Source organism: Paracoccus litorisediminis (genome assembly GCF_009711205.1).
In the GTDB taxonomy this organism is placed as follows: domain Bacteria; phylum Pseudomonadota; class Alphaproteobacteria; order Rhodobacterales; family Rhodobacteraceae; genus Paracoccus; species Paracoccus litorisediminis.
On sequence record NZ_WMIG01000016.1, the window covers coordinates 76,700 to 92,917 of the forward strand.

Sequence of the window (16,218 nt, forward strand, 5' to 3'; positions counted from 1 at the left end):
GCCTCTCTTGACAGAGCGGCCAAAGAAAACGATCCGTCGGGCAGAATAACGCACCCGACGGAACCCAAGGAGCCCCGAATGGACCTGCGCCCGCTTACCCCCGAACTTTCGGTCTCGCCGCAAATCCGGCCCGAAGACCTGCCCGCGCTTGCCGCCGAGGGTTTCCGCGTCGTGATCAACAATCGCCCCGATGCCGAGGTCGGTCCCGATGAGGATGGCGAGGCGATGCGCCTAGCCGCCGAAGCTGCGGGCATGGAATATCGCGCGATTCCCTTCAATCCCGGCCAGATCACCCCGGACATGGTCGAGGCCCAGGCCGAGGCACTGGCCCTGCCCGGCCGCAAGATCGCCTATTGTCGTTCGGGCAACCGTTCGACCGTGCTTTGGGCGCTTAGCCGCGCCGGTGATGAGCCGACTGCGGAACTGCTCGAAACCGCGGCACGGGCGGGCTATGATCTGTCGGGCATCCTCCCGTTGATCGATTCCATCGCCACACGCGGGCGTTGATCCACGCGCTTCGGCGCGATTGAGACTGGCGTTTCGGCCCCCCTTGCGTTACGGGGGCCGCAACTTCATTCCAAAGGCCAGCTCTCATGGACATCCGCAATATTGCGATTATCGCCCACGTTGACCACGGCAAGACGACCCTGGTCGACCAGCTGTTGAAACAGTCGGGCTCTTTCCGCGAAAACCAAGCCGTCGCGGAACGCGCGATGGACAGCAACGACATCGAGCGTGAACGCGGCATCACCATCCTTGCCAAAGCCACCTCGGTGGAATGGAAAGGCACCCGCATCAATATCGTCGACACCCCCGGCCACGCCGATTTCGGCGGCGAGGTTGAGCGCATCCTGTCGATGGTCGACGGCGTCTGCCTGCTGGTCGACGCAGCCGAAGGCCCGATGCCGCAGACGAAATTCGTGACCTCCAAGGCGCTGGCGCTGGGTCTGAAGCCCATCGTCGTGCTGAACAAGGTCGACAAGCCGGCAGCCGAGCCGGATCAGGCGCTGGATCAGGTCTTTGACCTGTTCGCGAACCTTGGCGCGAATGACGAGCAGCTTGATTTCCCGCATCTTTACGCCTCGGGCATTGGCGGCTGGGCCGACGAGACCCTGGAAGGCGATCGCAAGGACATGTCGGCCCTGTTCGACATGGTTCTGCGTCACGTTGAGGCCCCCAAGCAGGTCGCCCGTCAGGACGAGCCCTTCCAGATGCTGGCCACCACGCTGGGTTCGGACCCCTTCATCGGCCGCATCCTGACCGGTCGCGTCGAAGCTGGCCGCGCGAAAGCCGGCGACACCATCAAAGCGCTGTCGCGCGATGGTGAGCGGATCGAGCAGTTCCGCATCTCGAAAGTTCTGGCCTTCCGCGGCCTGACGCAAGCGCCGATCGACGAAGCCGTTGCCGGCGACATCGTCAGCATCGCCGGCATGTCGAAAGCCACCGTTGCCGACACGCTGACCGCGCTTGAGATCGAAACCGCCCTGCCCGCCCAGCCGATCGATCCGCCGACCATCAGCGTCACCTTTGGCATCAACGACAGCCCGCTGGCTGGCCGCGATGGCAACAAGGTGCAGTCGCGCGTTATCCGCGAGCGCCTGATGAAAGAGGCCGAAACCAACGTCGCGATCAAGGTCGAAGACACCCCCGGCGGCGATGCCTTCGTCGTTTCGGGCCGTGGCGAACTTCAGATGGGCGTGCTGATCGAGAACATGCGCCGCGAAGGTTTCGAGCTGTCGATCTCGCGTCCGCGCGTGATCTTCCAGGACATTGACGGCGTTCGTCACGAGCCGATCGAAGAAGCCATCATCGACGTTGACGACGAATATACCGGCGCTGTCATCGACAAGCTGACCGGGACCCGCAAGGGCGATCTGGTCGAGATGAAGCCCGCAGGCGTCGGCAAAACCCGCATCGTCGCCCATGTCCCGTCGCGCGGCCTGATCGGCTATCAGGGCGAGTTCATGACCGACACGCGCGGCAACGGCGTGCTGAACCGCATCTTCCACAGCTGGGCCCCCTACAAGGGTCCGATTCAGGGCCGTCGTCAGGGCGTCCTGATCTCGATGGAGGACGGCGTTTCCGTCGCCTATGCGCTGTGGAACCTTGAAGAGCGCGGCAAGATGTTCATCGGCGCGCAAGAGCAGCTGTATCAGGGCATGATCATTGGCGAGCATTCGCGCGACAACGATCTGGAAGTGAACCCGCTGAAGGGCAAGAAACTGACCAACGTCCGCGCCTCGGGCACGGACGAGGCCGTTCGCCTGACGCCGCCGGTGCGCATGTCGCTGGAAGAAGCCATCGCCTATATCGACGATGATGAGCTGGTCGAAGTGACGCCCAAGAACATCCGCCTGCGCAAGCGCTACCTCGACCCGCATGAGCGCAAGCGTCAGGCCCGCGCCGAAGGCTGATCTTCACCTGACCAGAAACACAGCTCCGCCTTGGCGGGGCTGTGGTATAGAATCCGCCTGACGGTTTTCGGGGGTGGATACATGCCGGGCGAAGGCAATCTTTATCAGACCCTGATCGAGGCAGCTCTGGCCCGCCTAGAGGCGACCGGGTCGATGCCCGCAACCTTGGCCGAACTGGCCGAGCTGGCCGAGGTTCCGCTGGAAGATGTCAGCGGGATCTTCGGCTCTTTGCAAAATCTGCGCGAAGGACTGATCTATCAGGGCATTGCCCTGCTGAATGACTCGCTGCGTCAGGGCGTGGTGCATTCGGGATCGGTCAAGCCGGATGCACAGTTGCGCAGTCTGGCGCGCAGCTATGCCATCTGGGCCAGTCTCAACCCTGCCCTGTTTCGCGTGATTGTCGACGGGCTGAACCGGCCCATGGCCGAGGGCAGCACGCTTTACCGTTTCACCATGTCGATGCGCGACCTGTTCGAACGCAAGCTGCGCGAGATGCGCGATCTGGGCCTGATCCGGCACGAGGCCGATCTGGCACCGATTCTGTTGGTCATCCTGTGTGTGGTGAAGGGCGCGAATGTCCTGCTTTTGAACCGCAAAACCGAGCCATGGTTAAGCGATGACCCGCGGCCCGTGGTCCAGATCGCCGATGAGATGTTTGGCTATCTCATCGACAATCTGTTGGTCACCGGTACAGCGCAGGCAGCTTGAATCCGCAAACTGCGCGTATAATGCGGTTTAGATCTGGCGTTCGGGCAGGTTGACGACCAAGCCGTCCAGATCCTCGGTCACCTTGATCTGGCAGGTCAGGCGCGAGCGGGCCGGGTCGGGCTGATAGGCGAAGTCCAGCATGTCCTCCTCCATCGGGTCTTTCGCCGGCAGGCGCTCGACCCATTCGGGGGCGATATAGACGTGGCAGGTCGAACAGGCGCAGGCGCCGCCGCAATCCGCGTCGATGCCGGGCACGCCATTGTCGCGCGCGCCCTCCATGACGGTCATGCCGGGCTTGACGTCGATTTCATGGACGGTGCCGTTGTGCTCGATATAGGTGATCTTGGCCATGGGTGCCTTCCTTGGGATTTCCACCGCAGATAGGACAAAGGTGCGGGGGTGAAAAGACCTTCGGGCGCTCAGGCCCGACGCTCGGCTCGCATTGCCTGAAAATTCGAGCCAAGGATGATCGCCGCGCCCAGAAACACGAACAGATCGACCCGCTCATGATACAGCAGATAGCCTGCGATCGCGGCCAGCGGCACGCGCAGGAAGTCGACGGGCATGATGATCGAGGCCTCCAGCCGCTGCAGTGCCTGCGCCATGCAGAAATGCGCGCTCAGCGCCCCTGCCCCGGCGACCAGCATCCACGGGATGTCGGTCATATGGACCGGCCGCCAGTCGGTCAACGCCGCCGCCAGGCCCAGCGGCAACTGGATCAGAATCATCCAGACCACGATGGCGGCAGGCGAGCAATCCCGCGTCAGGCGCTTGACCAGCACCAGCGACAGCCCATAGCCCACAGCCGCCAGCAGCACGAGACCCGCCGCCGGGTCGATGACCTCGAACCCCGGACGGACGATCACCAGAACGCCGATGAAGCCGCCGATATTCGCCAAAATGCGGGCACGGGTCAGCTTTTCGCCCAGAATGCCCCAGGCAAAGAACGCGACCCAGATCGGCGCGGTGAACTCCAGCGCAAAGACTGAGGCCAAGGGCAACAGCACCACGCCGATCGTCCAGAAATACTGTGCGGTAAAATGGACGAAATTGCGCAGCAAGTGCAGCTTCAAGCTTCGCATTTGCCGCAGTTCGGGCCAAAGCCGCGGCAGGAACGGCGCGATGACGAACAGCCCGACCAGCGCGCGAAAGAACAGCACCTGCCGAATCGACAGCGTTTGCGCCAGCTCTCGCGAGCCGACCGACATGGCGATGAAGGACGACATGCTCAGTGCCATCCAGCCCAGCCCCAGCCAGAACTCCCGCCCGCTCGTCTTGTCCATCACCGCCGCCTGATTGCCCATGCCCCTGCCCTGACCTGCCGAAAAATCCGGCACAGTCATACAGTTCGCGCGGGCCGTGGCAAGCGCCGGGATCAGACCCGGCGCAATGCGATGACGGCGTTCAACCCGCCAAAGGCGAAGGCGTTCGACAGGACCGCCTCGACCCGCGCCTCGCGTGCGAAATTCGGGACGACGTCCAGCGCACATTCGGGGTCGGGTTCTTCATAGCCGATGGTCGGCGCGATGATCCCGTCACGCAGCGCCATGATGCAGGCCAGCAGCTCGACCGCGCCGGTGCCGCCGATCAGATGGCCGTGCATGGACTTGGTCGAGGACATCATCAGCCGGTCAGCATGAGGTCCAAAGGCATGGGCCACCGCGGCGCACTCGGTCTTGTCATTGGCGGCTGTGCCGGTGCCATGGGCGTTGATATAGCCGATTTCCTCGGGGCGAAGCTGCGCATCAAGCATGGCCCCGGTGATCGCGCGTTCGGCCCCGATGGCCGAGGGCATGACGATGTCCTGCGCATCCGCGGACATGGAAAAGCCCACGACCTCGGCCAGAATATCGGCCCCGCGCGCCACCGCGTGTTCCCAGTCCTCAAAGACAAAGACGCCTGCGCCCTCGCCCTGAACCATGCCGTTGCGGGTGGCCGAGAACGGCCGGCAGGCGTCCTTCGACATCACGCGCAACCCCTCCCATGCCTTGACGCCGCCGAAGCACAGCATCGCCTCGGAGCCGCCGGTCAGCATCGCTGTCGCCGCGCCGGAACGGACCATGTTGAAGGCCATGCCCATCGCGTGGTTGGAACTGGCGCAGGCCGTGGCCACGGTAAAGCTGGGGCCCATCAGCCCGTATTCCATGCTCAGATGCGAGGCTGCGGCGTTGTTCATCAGTTTCGGGACGACGAAGGGATGGACCCGGTTCTTGCCCTCTTCGTAGACGGTGCGGTAATTTTCGTCCCAGGTGTTCATGCCACCTGCCGCCGTGCCAAGGATGACGCCGGAACGCAGGCCCAATTCGCCGTCAAAGGTCAGCCCGGATTGCTCGACAGCTTCGCGGGCAGCCAGCAGCGTGAACTGCGTGAACTTGTCATAAAGGACGATCTGCTGGCGGTTGAAATAGGCTTCGGCGTCCCAATCGCGCACCTGCCCGCCGATCCGTACCGCCAGCCGGTCCACATCGCGGAAATCCAGTGGGCCGATGCCGCAGCGTCCCTCGCGCATGGCTTCGAAGGTTGAGGGCACGTCGCGCCCCAACGCATTGATCGTGCCCATGCCGGTGATGGCCACGCGGTGCATGCCATTGGCATGCCGCCCCATGATCACCCGCCCCAGCATATTCCGCGCCCGGCTGGTCGCGGACTTCATCTTTCCTTTGACCTTTTCGGTCTTACGCTCTGATTTGGCGTCCTTTTCAGTCTTGCTTTTCTTGGCGTTCATGCCTTTTCAGCGACCAGCTTCTCGACTGCGTTGATGATCGAACCCAGGGTCGAGACATCGAAATCCGAACTTTCGGGCTCATTGGCATTGAATGGAACCGAGATGTCGAATTCTTCCTCGATGGCAAAGATCGATTCCACCAGTCCCATGCTGTCGATGCCGATATCCTGAGGCGACATGTCGGGCTTCAGCTCGGCAGGGTCCAGCATCGCCTGATCTGCGATGATCTGGATGATACGGTCACGGACATCTGTCATCTTGGGCCTCCATTCAGCTCTCTTCGTCGGAGCGCTTTTCCATCAACTTCTTAACAGTTTCACGAAGCTCCGCCACCTGCGCGTAAAGTCTTGGCAACCTGCGGATGTTTTTTTGCGCCTCGACATGGGTTTCCATCTTGACCGCGGGGCTGCCCAGCAGCACCCGCCCTGCCGGAGCGTTGGTAAAGATCTTGGTCGCACCCCCGGCGATCACATCATCGCCGACAAAGATATTGTCCGAGACCCCGACCTGACCGCCCAGAACCACGCGGTTGCCGATCCGGGTCGATCCGGCGATGCCGACCAGACCACACAGCATGGTATCCTCGCCCACTACGCAATTGTGGCCGACCTGCACGAGGTTGTCGATCTTGGTACCGCGCCCGATCCGGGTCGCGCGCATGGTGCCACGGTCGATGGTGCTGTTTGCGCCGATCTCGACATCGTCGCCGATCTCGACCCCGCCCAGCGAATGGATGCGGGTCCAGTGCTGTTCGCGGATGTCGCCACGCTCTCCCAGGGTCTCACGGATCTGTTCGACGCCGGATTTCTCGGGGGTGACAAAGGAAAATCCATCTGCACCGATGGACACGCCGGGATGCAGGATCACCCGGTCACCAATCACCACCTCATGTGCGACGCGGACGCCGGGATGGAACAGCGCCTGATCCCCTATGACGGTGTCGCGCCCGATACTGACATGAGAGCCGATTTTCGCCCCCGCGCCCAGTCGCACGCGCGCGCCAATCACCACGAAAGGCCCGATGGATGCGCCCTCGCCAATCTCGGCGCTGGGATCGATCACGGCGGTCGGGTGGATGCCGGGCGGGAAATCCGGCCCCTGGTCAAAGGCCCGTGTCAGGCTGGCCATTGCCACTCGTGGCCTGCGCACAAGGATTGCGGCGCTCAGACCAAGCGCCTCGGGGTCCATATCCTCGGCGATGATGGCCATGCTGCCCGGTGCCAGCTTTTCGGCATAGGCCGGTGCGGTGGCCAGCGATATCTGGCCCTCGTCCGCCAATCCGGCTTCTGCCGCGCCACGGACGGCCAAGCTGCCGTCCCCCCAGAAACGGGCGTCCAGCGCCCGAGCCAGTTCCGCGATGGTGAGTGTCATCTTTCTCCCCTTTGTTGGGGATGATCTAGTTGCCCCGTCCCGCAGATTCCAGCCCGGCCTTGACCAGTGCCGCATAGACAGCGGCGTCACGCCCGTAAATATCGGGATAACGGCGGATCCTGCCATCCTCATCGGGGAAGGCGGTGAAATAGACCAGATGCACCGGCAGTGGCTTGGTCAGGTTCAGATAGGCCTCGCGCCCCGAGGACAGCGCCTTCGAGAAGGTGGCTTCGGGGTTATTGAACTGACCCTGCATCAGCTCATGCGCCAGATCCAGCGGCCGTCCGACCCGGATGCAGCCATGCGAATAGGCGCGGCGCGATTCATTGAACAGGTGCTTGGTCGGCGTGTCGTGCAGATAGATGTTCCACGGGTTCGGGAACAGGAACTTGACCACACCCAACGCATTGTCATCGCTGGGTTTCTGCCGCATCCGATAGGGGAAGTTCGAGGCGGTATACTTGCGGAAGTCGATCCGGTCGCGTGAGATCACGTTGCCAGCGCGGTCGACCACGTCGATATGGCCGACCGCATTGCGATTGGCCTGCAGCCGCGGCAGGTATTCCTTGACCGTGATCGAGCGCGGCACATTCCAGCGCGGATTGGCCACGATGTATTTCATGTCCTCGGTGAATTCGGGCGTCTCGTGGGTCGCCTCATCCTTGCCGATCACCACTTTGGTCGAGAAAACGGTTTCGCCGTTTTCGCGGATCTCGGCGGTATAAGCCGGCAGGTTCACCCAAACCAGCCGGTCGTTCATGTCATGGCCGTGCATCCAGCGCATCCGCTCCAGAGCGACAAGGATACCCTTGGCCTCGGGGCCGACACCGCGATTGAGCCGCGCCACCGTCTGAGGTCCGGCCACGCCATCGGCGGGCAGGCCTGCCGCGTCCTGAAACTCGGCAACGGCCTGCACCAGCGGCGCGTCAAAGATTTCCGGGTCTGAGGTCGGGATGCTGTCGAACCCGATCGCGGCCAGCCTCTCGCGCAGCTTGGCCACGCCAGCCCCCCCGTCGCCTTCGCGCCAGCTGCCTTTGGGCACGGCGGGCGTGCCTGCGGGGGCCGCCAGACGGGACATGCCGCTGAGCGCGTCCTGCAGGGCCAGATAATCACGGTCGCGCGGCGCAAGCCCGGCCAGCCAGGCCTGAGGATCGGGCGCCTGCATGAAGTCGCGCATGAGTTTGCCGGTGCTGCTGCGCGCAACGCTGCGCTTGATGCCAGAATCGACCTTGCGCGGATCCAGAAGCCCGCCGGTCAGATCCTGTGTCCAGCGCACGAAGTTGCGGGCGAAGGCCAGCTCGGCCTGTAGCGACTGGTCGCCCTGCCCGTCCAGCTGTTGCAGCCTGCCCCGGTGATAGCGCGCAGGCGGCAGGCCGTGGCTGGAGGCGGCACTGATCGCCTCGATCAGGGCGGCGCGACGCGGCGCGCCTTCGGCCCCCAGAAAGATCGGCTTCAGCCCGTTCGAGCCATAGAAATCGGCCAGCCCCGGCGAGGCGGCCACCGCTTGGGCCAGTTCCATTTCCTCTTGCGAGAAAATCAGTCGCGGCGCGGGCAACGCCGCCATCGACGCCGCTTCCAGACCCTGCGCATGCGCTGGCACGGACCATCCCGCGCCTCCGAATGCCACAAGCCCAACCACAACCAAAGAGCGAATCAACCCGGAGCCCATGACCACTAAATTCCCATTCCCTTGTCTGGATTCTGTGCCATTCCCGACCCGGGAGGTCCAGAAGGCGTGACAGATTTGCCGCGCAGGTGATGCAGGCGGAGCACGGCGCATCCACAATCCGTCAACAAGATTAAGGTTTCACTGTTCGGTCGGCGGATTTTTGCCGAGAATGGCAAGAGTTCGCTGCATGAGGAATCAAAAGCTTTCCTCGGCTCTCAGGCTGGTGACATATTGTTAAACAGTTCCGTCTAAATCGGGACAGCCGGCAACGCCGGAAATAACAAACGAAGCAGGACAGGCGATCTGACATGACGTTTGAATCTATTTCGCGTCGCGGCATCCTTGGCGTGTTCGCGGCGACGACTGTGGCAGCTGCGCCAGTTATGGCCAATGCCTTCGGTCTGATCCGCGGCGCTGGCGACATTCGCCGCATCCGCATGTATTCGGGACGTACCGGGGAAAGCATCGACACTGTCTACTGGGTCGATGGCAAGTATATCCGCGACGCCCTGAATGAAATCAACGTGTTCATGCGCGACTGGCGCACGGGCCAGGTGATCGGGGTCGACCCGCGCACCGTCGACATCGCGGCCGCCTCGCACAGGCTGCTGCAAACCAACGAGCCCTACATGATGCTGTCGGGCTACCGCTCGCCCAAGACCAACGCCATGCTGCGTTCGCGGTCCTCGGGTGTGGCGCGCAACTCGCTCCACATGGTCGGAAAAGCTGCGGACATGCGCCTGAAATCGCGCTCGGTCTCGCAGATGTATCGTGCTGCTGCTGCCTGCTCGGCGGGTGGCGTCGGCAAGTACTCGCGCTCGAACTTCGTGCATATGGACTGCGGTCCGGTGCGCCACTGGGGCGCCTGATCTCGCGAACTTTCACTTTCGCGCGATCACGCCAAGACCCGCCCCATTGGGGCGGGTTTTTGCGTTTTGCGGGGTAAATCGCGCTCAGCGAAGGCGCGGCGGGGCGTTCGGATCACGCTGCGGCACGGGCTCGGGTTCGATCGGAGCTGGCGGCTCAAGGACCAGCGCAACCGCCGGATGTGCCGAATCGGAAAACCCGATATCCGCGCCGCCTTCGATTTCGGGCAGGAAGGCCAGTAATTCGGCAAAAGCCTTGGCCAAGGCCGGGCGACGCGATTCCTCGACCCCCTTCAGCAGCAGCGTGTGGTTCTGCCGGCCATTCGCCCATTCGGTCGCGACCAGTGCTGCGGAATCGACCAGTCCGACCATATCGCCCAAGCGAGTCGAAAGCGGCTCGGCGAGGGCGCGCACCACCTCGGGCTGCGGCGCACGGATGCTGCGCGGGGCCTCATCCGGGGCAAGGCTGGGTTCGGCCTGCAAGGCCTGAACCAGCCAGGACAGCGTCGCCGTATCTAGCAGCATTTCCGAAGGATGCCCCGGATTGACCAGCAGCCCGCGCCCTTCCGATGCCAGTGCCGACGCCAGCACCCGGCCCGGCAGCCCCAGATAGGCCACCGGCCCGCCGATGAAATCGGCCAGCCGATCCTCGGCATCGCAGGCCAGAGCCACGGGACCGTCGGGCAGCGGAAAGACCTGCAGCTCAACCCGGTCATCGGCAGGTTCTTCGACAAGGGCCGCGAACAGCTCGCTATCGGCAAGGCGCGACAGGATGCGGGCCCGCTGCGCCGGATTCGCCTCATGGAAGGGGACGGGGCAAAGCAGATCCAGTGGGGTCATCGGTCTCTCTCAGGATGGTTTGAACGGTCCGGCGTAGGACGGGCAGCAGCTCGGCCTCGAACCAAGGGTTGCGTTTGAGCCAGCCGGTATTGCGCCAGGACGGATGAGGCAAGGGAAAGATGCGCGGCGCATGATCGCGCCACCCGGCGACAGTTTCCGTCACCCCACCCTTGGCCGCATCGCCAAGGTGCCATCGCTGTGCATGACCACCGATCAGCAGGATCAGTCGGGGATGCAGCAACTCCATGACCGGCGCACGCCATGTCGCGGCGCAGATCGGCGGCGGCGGCAAGTCAGAGCCCTTGGCGTCATAGCCGGGAAAGCAAAAGGCCATCGGCACGATCGCGATCCGGGATTGGTCATAGAAGCTGTCCGCATCCACTCCCATCCAGTCCCGCAGCCGGTCGCCCGAGCGATCGGCAAAGGGGCGCCCCGACAGGTGAACCTGCATTCCGGGTGCCTGCCCCGCGATCAGGATACGGGCACCGGGCTGGAACCAGACCACCGGACGCGGCGCATGCGCGGTTGCCGTTGCGGCAAAGCGTGCGGCACAGATGCGGCAGGCACGGATGTCATCGATCAGCTTCATTGCACATCAGCCCCCCTGACAGGGAAAGTGGCGCATCTTCACGAAGTGGCAAGCTTTTCCGCGCCAAGGTGGACACTGGATCGCTGCGCGCATAATGTCCGCTTGTCCCGTTTGCGCGAACAACCCGGTCGAGGTTACTCTTTGAGATTAAGCCATGCCTGCCCCCTCATGCTGGCTCCGGGCGGGCGCCGAGGTTTCTGAATGATCGAATTCGACAATGTCTCCAAGTCCTTCTGGACCGGTACGCAGCGCAAGGTGATCCTTGACCGCGCGTCCTTCCGGTTGGAACCCGGTCGCTCGATGGGCATCCTTGCCCCGAACGGCACCGGCAAGACGACCATCATCAACATGATGTGCGGCCTTGAAAAACCCGATGAGGGCACGATCCGCATCGATTGCCGCGTGTCCTTTCCACTGGGCTTCATGGGCGGCATCACCCCCAAGCTCAGCGCTAATGAAAATTGCCGTTTCATTGCCCGGATCTATGGTCTGGACCCGGATTATGTCGAAGCATTCTGCCGCTGGTTGACTGATATCCACGAATATTTCGACATGCCCGTCGGCACTTACAGCGCCGGGATGCGGTCACGGTTCACCTTCTCGCTGATGCTGGCGCTGGAATTCGACGTCTACCTGATCGACGAGGGGATGCCGGGCACGACCGATGTCGAATTCAACCGCCGGGCGGGATCGGTGCTATATGATCGGTTGAAATCCGCGACGGTCGTGGTCGTTTCGCACCAGGCCTCGACGATCGAGAAATTCTGCAGCTCGGCCGCGGTTTTGCGGGACGGCAAGCTCTACCAGTTCGAAACGCTCGAAGAGGCGAAGCAATATTATGACTACTCCGCCTAAGGCACGTGTCTTTCGCATCAGTCGCGAGGAATCTGTTCTGGCGGTCACCCGCGAGTCGGGAGCGGTCGAGACCGCACGAAAGGTTCAAGTGGAATTGCGCAAGCGTAACGAGACGACCGGGGGTGGCAACGATCCCTCGAAACTTTTTGCGAATGAAGAGGACGGTTTTGGCGATATGCGCTTTCCCGGCGCAACTGGGCCTGCGAACACCGAACCCCCGGCGGATCTGGATGAGCGCATCGCCGCCGTCCGCGCCGAGAATTTGACCGGGCGCCAACTGCGCATGGCGCGGCGCATTGCCTCGATGCATGAAATCGAGGCGGAAACCGATGAAGAGGCCGTGGTGCTTCTGCGCGAGCGCGGCATTGATCCGTTCCATCGCGCGGCACTCGGGCAGGTCATCGCCGACGAGGGCGCGCGCGCCCAGCAATCCACCGATCAGCGCGGCCTGCCGGTTCCGACCCAAGCCCCCGGTCAGCTTCGCAAGCGCGGCTCGGAAATCATGCCGATCGCGCCCACCCAGTTTCCGGGCCAGACCAAGCTGCCCTCGCGCGACGCGCTGTCCGAGGACAAGCGCGCCGCCGAGATCATCCGCATCCAGCAAGACATTGCGCGTCGCCGTCGTCGCAAGCTGACGATGCTGGCCGCGCGTCTGATCGCCCTGGTGGGGATCCCGACGATCATCGCGGGCTACTACTATTTCAACGTGGCGACGCCGCTTTACGCGACAAATTCGCAGTTCCAGATCCAGCAGGCCGATCAGGCCGCGCCATCGGGTCTGGGCGGGCTGTTCAGCGGCACGTCGCTGGCGACGAATACCGACTCGGTTTCGGTGCAAAGTTACCTGACCTCGCGCGATGCAATGATGCGGCTGGATCGCGAACATGGGTTCAAGACGGCGTTCCAGGATGAAAAGGTCGATCCCATCCTGCGCCTGCCCCCTGATGCCACCAATGAGCAGACCTACAAGCTGTACATGAATTCGGTCAAAATCGGCTACGATCCGACCGAAGGCGTGATCAACATGGAGGTCATCGCGCCCGATCCCAAGCAGAGCCAGGACTTCTCGATGGCGCTGATCAAATATGCCGAAGGCCAGGTCGACCAACTGACCGCGCGACTGCGTGGCGACCAGATGCAGGGCTCAATCGAAAGCTATGAGGACGCCGAGAAGAAGGTCAAGGAAGCCCAGATGCATGTCCAGGAGCTGCAGGAAAAGCTGGGCGTGCTTGATCCGATGGCGGAAAGCAGCGTCGTCATGGGCCATATCGCCGAGCTGGAACGGCAGTTGGCCGACAAGCGGCTTGAACTGGGCCAGCTTGAAGCAAACCGCGTCCCGAACCGCAGCCGTGTGCAGGGCGTCAAGGGCGACATCTCCCGGCTTGAACAGATGTTGGCCGAAACCCGTTCCCAGTTGACCGAGGGCAGTGCCGCCCGTGGGTCGCTGGCGACGATCTCGGGCCAGATCCGCATCGCGGAATCCGATCTTGCCACCCGGCAGGAACTGCTGGCCACCGCCGCCGCCCAGATGGAAACGGCACGGATTGAGGCCAATAAGCAAGTCCGCTATCTTTCGCTTTCCGTCGCCCCCGTCGCCCCTGACGAGGCGACCTATCCCAAGGCTTTCCAGAACACGATCGTGGCTTTCCTGATCTTCTCCGGCATCTACCTGATGCTGTCGCTCACGGCCTCGATCCTGCGTGAACAGGTATCTTCATGACCCATGTAAAAACCGGCAATGTCACCTTCGGCAACGACCTGCCCCTTTCGATCATTGCCGGCCCCTGCCAGCTTGAGACGCTGGACCACGCGCTGATGATCGCCGAACAGGTCGCAGCGGCTTGTGCCGCCGCCGGTGCGGGTTTCGTCTTCAAGGCCAGCTACGACAAGGCCAACCGCACCTCGCTTTCGGGCCGTCGCGGCGTAGGTATCGAAGAAGGTCTGCGCATGCTGGAAGAAGTGCGCGCGCAGATCGGCTGCCCGGTTCTGACCGACGTGCATGACATCGAGCAGACCAAGGCGGCCGGTTCGGTCGTCGATATCCTGCAGATCCCCGCATTCCTCTGCCGCCAGACCGACCTGCTGATTGCAGCCGGTGAAACCGGGGCTGTGGTGAACATCAAGAAAGGCCAGTTCCTTGCCCCTTGGGATATGCCCAATGTCGCGCAGAAGGTCGCCTCGACCGGGAACGAACGCATCATGCTGACCGAGCGCGGCGCAAGCTTTGGCTACAACACGCTGGTGGCCGACATGCGCAGCCTGCCGATCATGGCGCGCACCGGCTATCCGATCATCATGGACGCCACCCATTCGGTTCAGCAACCGGGAGGTCAGGGCGGCTCCTCGGGCGGGCAACGCGAATTCGCTCCGGTCATGGCGCGGGCGGCGGTGTCGCTGGGCGTCGCCGGGGTGTTCATCGAGACCCATCAGGACCCCGACAACGCCCCCTCGGACGGGCCGAACATGATCCAGTTGGACAAGATGCCCGCGCTGATCGCCTCGCTGATGCAGTTCGATGCGCTGGCCAAGTCCGACCCGGTGATGGGCTGACTTAGCCTTAAGCCGCGGCGATCGCTTTCGCCGCGGCATGGGCCGAAGCCCAGGCCCATTGGAAATTGTATCCCCCCAGCCAGCCGGTCACATCGACGACCTCGCCGATGAAATACAGACCCGGCTGGTTGCGCGCCTGCATGTCGCGGGCATTCAGGTCACGGGTATCGACCCCACCCAGCGTCACCTCGGCCGTGCGCCAGCCTTCGGACCCGACTGGGCGCAGGCGCCAACGGTTCACCCGATCAGCCAGTTTCGTAAGGCTGGTATTCGGCTGATCGGCCAGCCTTGCGGCCTTCAAACCCATCTCCTCGGCAATGGCATCCGCCAAGCGCGAGGGCAAATGCCGCCCCAGTGCGGTGGCGACGCCCTGCTTGCCCGCCTGCCCCCGCTGATCGCGCAGCGCCGCCGCCAGATCCAGATCCGGAGCCAGATCCACCGAGATTTCTTCTCCGGGCTTCCAGAAACTTGAAATCTGCAGGATCGCCGGACCCGAAAGGCCGCGATGGGTGAACAGCAGACCGTCCCGGAAACGCGTCGCGGAGCGGCCCTGCCCGTGGCTGACCACTGCCTCGACCGAGACCCCGGCCAGCGGTCGGCACAGGTCCAGATCCTGCTCGGCAAAGGTCAGCGGCACGAGACCCGCGCGCGGCTCGATCAGTTGCAGCCCGAACTGCCGCGCGATGTCATAACCCAGTCCCGTCGCGCCCATCTTGGGGATCGAGCGCCCGCCGGTGGCGATCACCAGATTCTTCGCTCTGACCTGACCGCGACTGGTCCCGACCAGATAGCCACCCTCGGCTGCCGACACCCCTTGCACCGAAGTTTCCAGCCACAACTCCGCGCCGCGCATCCGATGCAGCAGCATGTCGATGATCTGGCGCGCACTGTCGTCGCAGAACAACTGGCCCAAAGTTTTCTCGTGCCAGGCGATCCCGGCGGCATCGACCAAGGCCACGAAGTCCTGTGGAGTGAACCCCGCCAGCGCCGAGGCACAAAAGCGTGGGTTCTGCGACAGAAAGCGATCTCGCTGTGCCGCGAGATTGGTGAAATTGCTGCGCCCCCCGCCCGAGATTCGGATTTTTTCACCCGGCGCGCGGGCGTGGTCGATGACCATTACCCTTTGTTTGGGTTTGCCTTTATCGGCCTCGATGATCGATCCGGCACAAAAAAGACCGGCAGCACCGGCCCCAAGAATAAGCGTATCCACGTGTTCCATCTGGGGCGCTTAAACTTCCGGGAAGTTCTCCACAAGAATTTTCCAATCGCCCCTTGCGCGCCGGTTTCCCCTTGGCTAGATACCCGCTCACAGAGTTGGGGCGTGGCCAAGTGGTAAGGCAACGGTTTTTGGTACCGTGTACCGTAGGTTCGAATCCTACCGCCCCAGCCAACTCAGCATAACCAGTTGATCCGACGAAGTTTGGCGGTTTTGGGCCAGGAATGGCAGGCTATGCCCTCCATGACTGTCCATCACGTGATGACGCCCCAACCGTGAAGGGGCCACCCTATGGGCATCGTCAACTTCGTCTTCCGCCGCGGCGTGATCTACACCTGGCGGCGCCGGATCCCGGTGCGGATCCAATGCGACGCGGTTCACCTTCAGGTCAGTCTGGGCACATCATGCCCATCGA

At 63.0% G+C, this 16,218-nt stretch carries 16 protein-coding genes and 1 tRNA gene; 8 read left to right on the forward strand and 9 right to left on the reverse strand.

Translation table 11 applies throughout. The features are described from left to right. Positions 1-78: 78 nt before the first annotated feature. From GL300_RS19975 to GL300_RS19985, 3 genes are all read left to right on the forward strand, one after another. A complete protein-coding gene (locus tag GL300_RS19975) occupies positions 79-507 on the forward strand; it encodes a protein tyrosine phosphatase family protein (RefSeq protein WP_155041455.1) in 429 nt (142 codons plus the stop codon). A gap of 86 nt (positions 508-593) precedes the next feature. Beyond that, a complete protein-coding gene (gene typA / locus GL300_RS19980; RefSeq protein ID WP_155041456.1) occupies positions 594-2,414 on the forward strand; it encodes a translational GTPase TypA in 1,821 nt (606 codons plus the stop codon). Between the two features lie 81 nt (positions 2,415-2,495). Continuing rightward, positions 2,496-3,122: a TetR/AcrR family transcriptional regulator gene (locus GL300_RS19985; RefSeq protein ID WP_155041457.1), complete on the forward strand. Its 627-nt coding sequence runs from the start codon at positions 2,496-2,498 to the stop codon at positions 3,120-3,122. A gap of 27 nt (positions 3,123-3,149) precedes the next feature. On the opposite strand, the gene GL300_RS19990 is transcribed toward GL300_RS19985, so the two are convergent. From GL300_RS19990 to GL300_RS20015, 6 genes are all read right to left on the reverse strand, one after another. Continuing rightward, positions 3,150-3,473, reverse strand: coding sequence for a 2Fe-2S iron-sulfur cluster-binding protein (locus GL300_RS19990; RefSeq protein WP_155041458.1), 324 nt, complete (start codon positions 3,471-3,473; stop codon positions 3,150-3,152). A gap of 68 nt (positions 3,474-3,541) precedes the next feature. Then, on the reverse strand, positions 3,542-4,405 hold the full coding sequence (locus GL300_RS19995; RefSeq protein ID WP_211595240.1) for a DMT family transporter: 864 nt from the start codon (positions 4,403-4,405) through the stop codon (positions 3,542-3,544). Between the two features lie 92 nt (positions 4,406-4,497). Then, positions 4,498-5,706: a beta-ketoacyl-[acyl-carrier-protein] synthase family protein gene (locus tag GL300_RS20000; protein WP_155041477.1), complete on the reverse strand. Its 1,209-nt coding sequence runs from the start codon at positions 5,704-5,706 to the stop codon at positions 4,498-4,500. Between the two features lie 137 nt (positions 5,707-5,843). Beyond that, complete coding sequence (locus GL300_RS20005) at positions 5,844-6,104, reverse strand: acyl carrier protein (protein WP_155041459.1); 261 nt, start codon at positions 6,102-6,104, stop codon at positions 5,844-5,846. A gap of 13 nt (positions 6,105-6,117) precedes the next feature. Next, positions 6,118-7,218 (reverse strand): UDP-3-O-(3-hydroxymyristoyl)glucosamine N-acyltransferase, encoded by a 1,101-nt coding sequence (gene lpxD, locus GL300_RS20010; protein WP_155041460.1) that lies wholly within the window; start codon positions 7,216-7,218, stop codon positions 6,118-6,120. Positions 7,219-7,243: 25 nt separating this feature from the next. Then, the gene (locus tag GL300_RS20015) at positions 7,244-8,818 is read right to left on the reverse strand and encodes a L,D-transpeptidase family protein (protein WP_343043132.1); all 1,575 of its coding nucleotides are present in this window, start codon (positions 8,816-8,818) and stop codon (positions 7,244-7,246) included. A 377-nt stretch (positions 8,819-9,195) separates the two neighbouring features. On the opposite strand from GL300_RS20015, the gene mepK reads away from it, so the two are divergent. After that, complete coding sequence (gene mepK / locus GL300_RS20020; RefSeq protein WP_155041462.1) at positions 9,196-9,756, forward strand: peptidoglycan L,D-endopeptidase MepK; 561 nt, start codon at positions 9,196-9,198, stop codon at positions 9,754-9,756. 84 nt (positions 9,757-9,840) lie between these two features. On the opposite strand, the gene GL300_RS20025 is transcribed toward mepK, so the two are convergent. Next, the gene (locus GL300_RS20025) at positions 9,841-10,593 is read right to left on the reverse strand and encodes an SseB family protein (RefSeq protein ID WP_155041463.1); all 753 of its coding nucleotides are present in this window, start codon (positions 10,591-10,593) and stop codon (positions 9,841-9,843) included. Beyond that, complete coding sequence (locus GL300_RS20030; RefSeq protein ID WP_155041464.1) at positions 10,553-11,182, reverse strand: uracil-DNA glycosylase family protein; 630 nt, start codon at positions 11,180-11,182, stop codon at positions 10,553-10,555. The genes GL300_RS20025 and GL300_RS20030 overlap by 41 nt, the downstream gene beginning before the upstream one ends. Before the next feature lie 201 nt (positions 11,183-11,383). Between GL300_RS20030 and GL300_RS20035 the strand changes: the two genes are divergently transcribed. Genes GL300_RS20035 through kdsA form a run of 3 tightly spaced genes read left to right on the forward strand, consistent with a single transcriptional unit; the run spans position 11,384 to position 14,587 of the window. Further along, positions 11,384-12,037, forward strand: a complete 654-nt coding sequence (locus GL300_RS20035; RefSeq protein ID WP_155041465.1) for an ABC transporter ATP-binding protein — start codon at positions 11,384-11,386, stop codon at positions 12,035-12,037. Next, entirely contained in the window at positions 12,021-13,757 is a 1,737-nt protein-coding gene (locus GL300_RS20040; RefSeq protein WP_155041466.1) for a KpsE/RkpR family capsule polysaccharide export protein, read from the forward strand. Before GL300_RS20035 ends, GL300_RS20040 begins: the two co-directional genes overlap by 17 nt. After that, entirely contained in the window at positions 13,754-14,587 is an 834-nt protein-coding gene (gene kdsA / locus GL300_RS20045; protein WP_155041467.1) for a 3-deoxy-8-phosphooctulonate synthase, read from the forward strand. Before GL300_RS20040 ends, kdsA begins: the two co-directional genes overlap by 4 nt. 7 nt (positions 14,588-14,594) lie before the next feature. On the opposite strand, the gene GL300_RS20050 is transcribed toward kdsA, so the two are convergent. Then, positions 14,595-15,806: a BaiN/RdsA family NAD(P)/FAD-dependent oxidoreductase gene (locus GL300_RS20050; RefSeq protein WP_155041468.1), complete on the reverse strand. Its 1,212-nt coding sequence runs from the start codon at positions 15,804-15,806 to the stop codon at positions 14,595-14,597. Between the two features lie 96 nt (positions 15,807-15,902). Here GL300_RS20050 and GL300_RS20055 point away from each other — a divergent pair. Next, a tRNA-Gln gene (locus GL300_RS20055) sits at positions 15,903-15,977 on the forward strand. Positions 15,978-16,218 lie beyond the last annotated feature (241 nt).

Excerpts from the sequence above, each read along its gene's own strand:
- GL300_RS19975 (WP_155041455.1), top strand. The coding sequence starts at position 79 with ATGGACCTGCGCCCGCTTACCCCCGAACTTTCGGTCTCGCCGCAAATC.
- typA (WP_155041456.1), top strand. The coding sequence starts at position 594 with ATGGACATCCGCAATATTGCGATTATCGCCCACGTTGACCACGGCAAG.
- GL300_RS19985 (WP_155041457.1), top strand. The coding sequence starts at position 2,496 with ATGCCGGGCGAAGGCAATCTTTATCAGACCCTGATCGAGGCAGCTCTG.
- GL300_RS19990 (WP_155041458.1), bottom strand. The coding sequence starts at position 3,473 with ATGGCCAAGATCACCTATATCGAGCACAACGGCACCGTCCATGAAATC.
- GL300_RS19995 (WP_211595240.1), bottom strand. The coding sequence starts at position 4,405 with ATGGACAAGACGAGCGGGCGGGAGTTCTGGCTGGGGCTGGGCTGGATG.
- GL300_RS20000 (WP_155041477.1), bottom strand. The coding sequence starts at position 5,706 with ATGCACCGCGTGGCCATCACCGGCATGGGCACGATCAATGCGTTGGGG.
- GL300_RS20005 (WP_155041459.1), bottom strand. The coding sequence starts at position 6,104 with ATGACAGATGTCCGTGACCGTATCATCCAGATCATCGCAGATCAGGCG.
- lpxD (WP_155041460.1), bottom strand. The coding sequence starts at position 7,218 with ATGACACTCACCATCGCGGAACTGGCTCGGGCGCTGGACGCCCGTTTC.
- mepK (WP_155041462.1), top strand. The coding sequence starts at position 9,196 with ATGACGTTTGAATCTATTTCGCGTCGCGGCATCCTTGGCGTGTTCGCG.
- GL300_RS20025 (WP_155041463.1), bottom strand. The coding sequence starts at position 10,593 with ATGACCCCACTGGATCTGCTTTGCCCCGTCCCCTTCCATGAGGCGAAT.
- GL300_RS20030 (WP_155041464.1), bottom strand. The coding sequence starts at position 11,182 with ATGAAGCTGATCGATGACATCCGTGCCTGCCGCATCTGTGCCGCACGC.
- GL300_RS20035 (WP_155041465.1), top strand. The coding sequence starts at position 11,384 with ATGATCGAATTCGACAATGTCTCCAAGTCCTTCTGGACCGGTACGCAG.
- GL300_RS20040 (WP_155041466.1), top strand. The coding sequence starts at position 12,021 with ATGACTACTCCGCCTAAGGCACGTGTCTTTCGCATCAGTCGCGAGGAA.
- kdsA (WP_155041467.1), top strand. The coding sequence starts at position 13,754 with ATGACCCATGTAAAAACCGGCAATGTCACCTTCGGCAACGACCTGCCC.
- GL300_RS20050 (WP_155041468.1), bottom strand. The coding sequence starts at position 15,806 with ATGGAACACGTGGATACGCTTATTCTTGGGGCCGGTGCTGCCGGTCTT.